The 7575-nt window shown below is 72.1% G+C and carries 10 protein-coding genes; 2 read left to right on the top strand and 8 right to left on the bottom strand.

The window, feature by feature from the left end:
- Positions 1 to 14 precede the first annotated feature (14 nt).
- Both ABZ135_RS12750 and ABZ135_RS12745 read right to left on the bottom strand, forming a co-directional pair.
- Positions 15 to 1199, bottom strand: a complete 1185-nt coding sequence (locus tag ABZ135_RS12750) for a helix-turn-helix transcriptional regulator (RefSeq protein WP_356694766.1) — start codon at positions 1197 to 1199, stop codon at positions 15 to 17.
- Between the two features lie 59 nt (positions 1200 to 1258).
- Positions 1259 to 1912, bottom strand: coding sequence for an HAD family hydrolase (locus ABZ135_RS12745; protein WP_356694764.1), 654 nt, complete (start codon positions 1910 to 1912; stop codon positions 1259 to 1261).
- 87 nt (positions 1913 to 1999) lie between these two features.
- Between ABZ135_RS12745 and ABZ135_RS12740 the strand changes: the two genes are divergently transcribed.
- Together ABZ135_RS12740 and ABZ135_RS12735 are read left to right on the top strand one after the other, a co-directional pair.
- Entirely contained in the window at positions 2000 to 2338 is a 339-nt protein-coding gene (locus ABZ135_RS12740) for a DUF6233 domain-containing protein (RefSeq protein WP_356694762.1), read from the top strand.
- A gap of 23 nt (positions 2339 to 2361) precedes the next feature.
- Positions 2362 to 2589 (top strand): hypothetical protein, encoded by a 228-nt coding sequence (locus ABZ135_RS12735; protein ID WP_356694760.1) that lies wholly within the window; start codon positions 2362 to 2364, stop codon positions 2587 to 2589.
- Positions 2590 to 2646: 57 nt separating this feature from the next.
- Here the strand turns inward: ABZ135_RS12735 and ABZ135_RS12730 are convergent, their stop codons facing one another.
- The 6 genes from ABZ135_RS12730 to ABZ135_RS12705 all read right to left on the bottom strand — a co-directional run bounded on the left by ABZ135_RS12730 (position 2647) and on the right by ABZ135_RS12705 (position 7572).
- Positions 2647 to 2910 carry a hypothetical protein gene (locus ABZ135_RS12730; RefSeq protein ID WP_356694758.1) on the bottom strand — a complete coding sequence of 88 codons (264 nt, stop codon included), beginning with the start codon at positions 2908 to 2910 and terminating at the stop codon, positions 2647 to 2649.
- Positions 2907 to 3140 (bottom strand): hypothetical protein, encoded by a 234-nt coding sequence (locus ABZ135_RS12725; RefSeq protein WP_356694756.1) that lies wholly within the window; start codon positions 3138 to 3140, stop codon positions 2907 to 2909. The genes ABZ135_RS12730 and ABZ135_RS12725 overlap by 4 nt, the downstream gene beginning before the upstream one ends.
- A 14-nt stretch (positions 3141 to 3154) precedes the next feature.
- Complete coding sequence (locus ABZ135_RS12720) at positions 3155 to 4066, bottom strand: peptidoglycan-binding protein (RefSeq protein ID WP_356694754.1); 912 nt, start codon at positions 4064 to 4066, stop codon at positions 3155 to 3157.
- Positions 4066 to 4275, bottom strand: coding sequence for a hypothetical protein (locus ABZ135_RS12715; protein ID WP_356694752.1), 210 nt, complete (start codon positions 4273 to 4275; stop codon positions 4066 to 4068). Before ABZ135_RS12715 ends, ABZ135_RS12720 begins: the two co-directional genes overlap by 1 nt.
- A gap of 79 nt (positions 4276 to 4354) precedes the next feature.
- The gene (locus tag ABZ135_RS12710; RefSeq protein ID WP_356694750.1) at positions 4355 to 4798 is read right to left on the bottom strand and encodes a hypothetical protein; all 444 of its coding nucleotides are present in this window, start codon (positions 4796 to 4798) and stop codon (positions 4355 to 4357) included.
- A gap of 11 nt (positions 4799 to 4809) precedes the next feature.
- Complete coding sequence (locus ABZ135_RS12705) at positions 4810 to 7572, bottom strand: hypothetical protein (protein WP_356694748.1); 2763 nt, start codon at positions 7570 to 7572, stop codon at positions 4810 to 4812.
- Positions 7573 to 7575: the final 3 nt, after the last annotated feature.

The following is a 7575-nucleotide window of genomic DNA, read 5'->3' as shown; positions in this document are numbered from 1 at the left end:
CTTGTAGCAGTCGGTCAGACGGCGCCGATCCACTCGGCGAAGTGCGTCAGGCTCTCTGCGTCGGCGCGGTAGTGGCGGCGTAGCCCGGCGGCGACCTCGCGGGCCCACGGGTGCTCGCGCGTGTGCTGCGGCGCCGTCTGGCGGGCGACCTTCAGGCTCTCGAACGCGTCGTTCTGGAGCCCGGCCCAGTCCTGCGCGCGGGCGAGCTCGATGTAGAAACCGGACCGGCGCTCGGCCGGAAGGAAGTCTGGCGGCCTCCACTGCTCCGCCACGGACAAGGCCCGGTCGACGTGCTCAGGCCCGAGGCTGACGGCCACCGAGACCTCGTGGATGCGGACCGAGTCCGGGCCGAACGACGTACCCAGATACGTGCCTTCGCTACCCACCTGCTGGGCGAGCGCCCGGGCGTGGTCGAGGTGGAGGTCTGCTGCGGTGGCGTCCTCGGCGCGGCCGGCGATGACGGCGGCCCGCATGTGCAACGCGCCGCGGGCGGCCGCTTCGAGACGGGAGGACGGCGCGGGCGCGGCATCGACGGCCTGCTCCAGGGCGGCCAGCCCCACGGCGTGGGAGCGAGCGGCGAAGAAGATCTCCGTCCGGACGTACGCCGTGACGGCCTCGACGAGAGGGTCCTCGGAGCGGTCGGCGGCCCAACGCATGAGGTCGATGAGCCGGGCCGACAGATCCCGGGCGCCGTACTTGAAAGCGAGCGCGTCGGCCGTGCGGGCCGCGGATGCGAGCAGCCGGGCCGCGTCCGCGTGCTCGCGAGCGGGTGCGGTGTGGACGTAGCGGATGGCGTCGGCGAGGACGCTCGGGATCGCGGCGGCGATCCGGCCGTACTGGGCCCCGAGCCGCCACTCAACCGCCGTGCCCACTGCGGCGGCGAGCTCGCCCGGCGCGCGGGAAGGCCGGCCCTGGGGGATCTCGTACCCGGCGATGACCGCGGACAGATCCGGGAGCGCAGCGTGCACGCGGCGCTCCGTGCCCAGGTAGCCGGTGCGGAGCTGGGTCGCGTCGACGTCGAGCGCGCGGGCGAGCGCTTCGAGGACGTCATCGCTCGGGCAGCGGGCGCCTCGCTCGACGGCCCGGACGGTGGCGTACGAGACGTGAGCCTGCGCGGCAAGCTGGGTCTGGGTGAGGCGGCGGGCGCGGCGGCGGGCGGCGATCCGTTCGCCCACCTCCCGCGGACTGTCTGCGGGCATGTCCAACCGTACCCACACAGTGACCGGCCGAGTACAGAGAACCGCTACTCCGCCTGCTCCTACTCCTGCTCCTGCTTCACGATGTCGACGAGGTCGTGAAGCGAGCCGATCACCCAGTCCGCCGCCTCGGCGACGGCTGGATCGTCTGCCCACAGATGCCCCCAGGGGCCCCGCCGCAGGTGCGCGGTGAGGAATCCGAACTCCGCGGCCGGGATCGTGTCGTTGGCGGGGTGGTCGCCGACATACACCGTCTCCCACGGGCCGGCGCCGTCCGCAGTCACGAGCACACGGTTGAAGAACTCGGGGTCCGGCTTCGCGCAGCCCCACTCACCGGACGTGGCGATGAAGTCGGCGGGCAGGTCGAGATCGCGCAGCATCTCGGCCGCCTTCGTCGTCTGGTTTCCGGCGATCACCACCCGGACGCCGAGCTCACGCAGTGCGGCGAGCGCCGGGCGGACGTCGTCGTACAGGTCCGACTCGTCGAGGTGCTCGCCTCGACCCGCCGCCTCCCGGGCGCGGTACTCGGCGCCGACGTCAATGCCCGGGCGGAGGATGCGGAGGGCATCAGCGTTGTCGCGGCCCTGCGCGACGACGGCGCCGACGAGCGCAGACACGGTGTGACGGGGGACGCCGAGCCAGTCAGCCCACCGGGCCCAGTACCGGTCGTCGCGGACGAGCGTCTCTCCGACGTCGAACACAATGCACTTGATCATGCGGCTGAGCGTAGGGCCAGTGGGTGGTCAGCGGAACGACGTCGCCCCGGGGCAAAACCAGCCGCTCCTGTTACTAGAATCGAACTTGTGTCCACACTTCCGCCCGATCTGCCGCGCCTCCGGACCCTGGAGACCTGGCTGACGTACGTCCTCGCCGACGTGCGCGCCCGCATCGCGAAGATCGAGCAGCAGGAAGCCGCCGCCGCACCGATCCGGGCTCGGCGCGAGCCACCCGAATGGGTGCTCTCCTACCTCCGGCAGGGTGGCCGGCCCGTGCCCGACTCCGTACACCGAGGCGACTGCCACATGGCGAGCGGCCACACCCAGCCCCTCACCCGCAAGCAGGCCCTGGACGCGCTCACCGACGGTCGGGTCCATGCCTGCGCCATCTGCCGGGCAGGCCCAGACCTCGGCGTGCTCGACTGACTCGGGCGGCGCACCCTAGAAGGATGAGCGAGGCCCCGATCATCGTGCACCCGCCCGACCCGTCCGGCGGGCGGCGAGTCACCGTGCAGGGCCGCGGACAGGACGTCGGATACCTCGGCATCGCGCACTCCGACCACGACCTCGTTGTCTTCCTGGAGGGTGCCGGCCTCCTCGACCCCGAGCTGATCCTCGACGATCCGCACTGGGTGAAATGGCGCGGCGGCCACCCGCACGAGTACGAGGCAGCGTAGGTCCTGAGGAACGGCGAAGCGCGCCCCCTCCGCCGTGACGGAGGGGGCGCGGGTGGTTCAGCGGGCGGCGAGCTCGTACAGGGCGACCCCGAGGCCCGCCAGGCCGCACACGGCGGCCAGCGAGGGGAGCGGCCAGCGGGCGCGCTCCAGGGCGTCGAGGCGGGTCTCGTGGTCGGCGAGCTGCTTGTCGGTCTGGTCACCGCGCTGGACGAGGAGGGCCAGGGATCCGTCGACCCGGGCGAAGCCGGCCTCCATCGTCCCGCGCAGGCGCTCGAGCTCGACCGCCACCGCGACCGGCTCGGCGGGGGACGGGTTGGTCACGAGGCCAGCCCCTTCTCGTCGACGAGGCCGAGGCCGACGCGGTCGAGGAGCTGCTCGACCCCGGGCAGGGCCATGACGCGGGCGAGGCCGCCCGCGACGGCCAGGGCCCCGACGACCCATGGCAGGGAGGCGGGGATGCCGGACGCGTCGACGACGGCGGGCAGGACGACGGCGAAGCCGACGGCGCCCTGGAGGACAGTGCGGACGGTGCGCTTGGTGGCGGTGCTCATGTGGGGGTGCTCCTTCACTTGATCTTGGGGACCTTGAGAGCGGTCCAGGAGGTCTTGCCGGGCCAGCCGTCGGCGTCGTCGCCCCGGTATCCGAGCTTGCGCTGCCAGGCGGCGTAGGACTGACGGTCGGCCTCCGACCAGCGCGGGCCGGGCCCGACCTTGTACCGGCCGCAGCCCTCGGCGACCAGCCGGCGGCCCATCGCGGTGACGATCGGCGAGGACGGGCGGGTCTTGAAAAAGCTGGTGCCGGGGAACGGCTCGTACTGCGGAGCGGGAGGCTTGGCGGCCGGGGGCTTGGGCTTGCCCGGGGCGGTGGCGAGGCGCTGCTCGATCCGGCCGCGCATGCCCGGCATGCTGACGCCGCGCGGGTCGCTCTTCCAGTCGGACCACTCCGAGTGCCCGATCACGGAGCGGGCGCCCCAGCCGTGGGCCCGGCACAGCGCCGCCGAGACCCGCTCGATGGCGCCGAGCTGGGCGGCCGGCCACGGGTCGGAGCCGTCACCGAGGTTGATGCACTCGAAGCCGTAGAAGCGGGAGTTGCCGTCGACCGCGCCCGCGCTGCCCTGGTGCTCGCGCGGGGCCGGCGGCCGGTCGCGGTAGGTCTCGGTGATGACGGCCTGGAGGACAGACGGGTCGCCGCCGCCCGCGTGGTTGGCGCGGCCGTTGCCGACGAGGTGGACGACGCCGTCCTTCGCGATGACGCCGTGGCACAGCGGTCCGGGCAGGCCCTCGTAGCCGCGGTAGCACAGCTCGACCGAGGACCTGGTGCCGGAGCTCACGGTGTGGTGGATCATCACGCCGACCACGGGCCCCCAGGCGCCGGCCTGGTTGCGGTGGTGGGTGCGCCAGCCGTCGTGCTCGACGACGGTGACGCCTTCGGCGCGGAGTGCGGCGACGAGCCGGTCCGCGGTCAGGGGAGTAGCCATCACGCCACCTCCGGGAAGTGCCAGGAGCCGTGTGGATGCGGCGCGGTGTCGGAGCTGGGGACGCTGCTGTAGGCGGCCATGCCGCCCTCGGCACCGAAGATGGTCAGGTGGACCGTGCCGTCGCCGGCGGCGGCCGTGACGATCCCGGCCTTACAGACCTCCTCGGCGTCGATGTAGTGGACGATGCGCCCGACCGTGGCAACGGCCATGGGTCCCTCCTCGGGGTACGGGGTAGCAGAAAGGCCCGCACGGAGGCGGGCCGATGGGCGATACAGGTCGGGCGCAGGGTTACCCCCAGAGGCCCTCGATGAGGATCAAGCGGTAGTCGAAGATCCCTGCGTTGGCAGCGTTGTTGACCCGGTGCTTGATCGTGACGGTCAGGGTCTCCCCGGGCACGAGGCCGCTGAGGTGCTTGCGCAGGTCGAGCGGCTGATTGTTCGACCCGACCGTGATCAGGGCGGCGTTGTCGTTCGGGCTGTAGACCGTGCCCGAGACGGAGCCGACGGCCTGCCACGACGTGATCGTGTTGGATGTCGAGGCGTTGCGCTGCGTCGAGCGGATCTCGACGGCCACCTTCCCGGACGCCGGCACGACAGCCTGCGCGCTGAAAGCGCCGCCGGACGCGTCGGTGTACGCGGTGCTGGTGGTCGATCGGCCGGCGGTGGTGTCCTCGGCCTCGACGGAGCCGACGGTCAGCATGGCGGCGGTGATGATGTCGCCTGCGAGGGCCATGCGGTACCTCCTTACAGGGCGATGCGGGCAGGGTCGGCGACCTGGACGGCGGCGCCAGCGGCGTGCGCCTTCGAGATGCCGTTGACAGCCCGGGTGACGGTGGCGGTCTGGGTGAGCGTCGTCCCGGTGATCGCGGTGACCCGGACGCGCTCGCCGCCGACGAGCAGGTCGAACGGGAAGCGACTCGGGTAGGTGGCGGAGTCGACCCAGCGCGGCCCAGGGGACGAGACGAGTGTGAACGAGGTGGCCGAGGCGGACACGGCGCCGCCGAGGGTGCAGCCGTCCGTAGCGACCCGGCCGAGGACAGCGTCTCCGACGACGCCGACCGTCCAGGGCCCGGCCGGGGTGCACGTGAGGACGACGTCCCACGTGTACTGGTCGACGACCTCGGCGATGCCCTGGACGACCAGATCGATCGGACCGGGCGGCAGCCAGGACGGAGGGTTGGCGATCTGGATGCGGTCGCCGATCTTCAGCGTGAGGTACGCGGGGATCAGGTGCGATGCGGCGTGGAGCATGAGCCGCACCGTGGGGTACCGCGCCTCATCCCACGTGCCGAGGTGCAGCCGCCATCCGGCGATGTGCTCGGTCTGGTGATCGGCACCGAGGTTGAGCGTGACGGATTCGTCGTAGACGCCAACCCCCTGCGGCGGCGGCTGGACGGACAACGGCCCGGTGCTGCGCACGGCACGGCTCGACGAGCCGCCCGAGCGCGAGACGGTGACGTCGTTGCGGGTCCGCTGGTCATCCTCGACCGGTTCGAGCGGCGGGCCGACCTCGCCCTCCACGGTGTAGTCGAGGACGAGCGCCGGCGCCTGGTTGTAGAGGGTGCGGCGGTCGCGGTACACGAGGCTGCTGCTGGCCCGGTCCTCGTACAGAATCCCACCGTCGCAGTCTGCGGCGTCCTGCAGGAGGTCGAGCAGGGAGGCGGGCCGCTGCGGGCCGAGAGGCTCGGAGGCCGCGGGCACGCTGCCGTTGAAGACGGCGAGCGCCACGGTGGCGCTCTCCTCGGCGGCGAGTCGCTCCATGCGGTCGGTGGCCGGCTCGTTGCTGTACCCGTGGTCCGCATCGCGGTAGGCGTTGCCATCGGTTCCGTCCCCGACGGGCAGCACCGACAGGTGACCGACCCGCAGGCCGGAGATGCTGGCGCCGAACTGGGTGTCGACGAGGGCGACCTGCCCGACGCTGCCCGCGACGGACCCGCTGAAGCCGCCGGCCGATCCGCCGATGTTGAACCAGAAGAGGGACCAGTCGACGTTGGCGCCGTTCTGCTCGGCCTCGAACTGGAGCCGCTGCCAGCCGGTGAACACGTCGGAGCCGACACCAACGGTGGCGTTCACGATCTGCGTGCCGTCCGCGGCGAACCCCTGCACGGTGCCGACACCAGTGCGGATCAAGATGCGCCACCGGCGGACCGTCCCGGACGTCGTCCAGGACAGGAACTCGGCATCGGAGGCCGGTGCCGCGTCGACGGCGTAGAGCATGTGCACGGACCACTGCATGGTGCCCGCGGGCGGAGCTGGCACGGTGCCGCGCATCCTCGCCCCGGGCTCGACGGCCGGCAGGGAGGATGAGCCGGCCAAGGTGTCGTCCTGGCCGAACGTCCAGCCGCCGGTGAGCCGTAGCGGCGCCACTCCCTTGATCGGTGAGTACGCCTGCGTGGCTCCCTCGTCGTCTTCGCACGGCCAGTACGCCAGCGGCGAGTGGGAGGGGATGCGGCGGCGGAGCGTGCTGTCGAGCGACTTGCGGCCCTGCCCGAGGCGGCGCAGGATGCCCGCGGCCTCGATGGGCACCCACACGTCCTTGCCCGGCACGTCCCATCGGGCGGGCCACGAGGAGACCTCGCCGACGAACCGCACGTGCCGGTTCGTGATCGCGCTCGTGCCGAGCACTGTCCAGACCTTGCCGGTGCTGTCCGTGAACGAGCCGGCCCCGGGGGTCTGCGTGGTGAAGTTAGGGGCGGCGACGACGCTCCCGCCGATGCCGTTGCGGATCTCGGCGGCGTGAATGCGGCCGGTGGGCTTGGCGAACGTCAGGTTCGTGGCGTCGCCGACCTTCAGCTCGGTCGTCGAGTTGAAGATCGACGTGGTGCCCGCGCCGGTGACGGAGGCGCCGAGCTGCGTCCAGGGGCCGGCGATCGTGGGGGCGGTGTAGAACGTGGCGGTCCAGCCGCCGGCGCCGTTGTTGACGTCGAGGGTGACTCGCCAGGCCATCCGGCGGGAGACCGGCAGAACGGGCATGACGGTGGCGTCGGCCTGGAGCACCGTCGAGCCGTCCGGCGACCACTCCAGGTGGGGTTTCCCGTCCCGACTCTGGACCATCCATGATCGTTGGTTACCGGTCGTTGACCACTTCCCGACGAGGTCGACGGACGGCACGACCCCGGTCGTTCGCCAGTTGTCGAGGGTGGCGTCGACCCGGATGTCGATGTCCCCCGTGACGTCGAGCGCCGCAGCGTCCGGGGTGCGGGCGCCGCTGCCGGTTGCGCCCGTGGTGCTGAGGAAGGACGGGCCGCTGTTGACGGAGACACGGATCGGGGTGTTGCGGCCGATCAGCCCGTAGTACGGGCTGCGGGGGTTGCGCGGCGAGTACTTGCCCGACCGGTTGTTGATCTCCAGCGTGCACTTGGCCGGGTTGGTGCGGACGCTCTCCTCGGAGCGTCCGCACTCGATCCCGATCGGCGACCGGGTGTAGGTGTCGGCCGTGATGTCCGTCCACGTGCCGCCGACCTGGAGCTCGACGAGGACGTCGAGCGGGGTGCTGGGGAACGCCACGGG

Source organism: Streptomyces sp. NPDC006339, assembly GCF_040612775.1.
Lineage (GTDB): Bacteria > Actinomycetota > Actinomycetes > Streptomycetales > Streptomycetaceae > Streptomyces.
The sequence above is the reverse complement of the archived record's forward strand: the minus strand, read 5'-3'. Positions and strand labels throughout refer to the sequence as shown.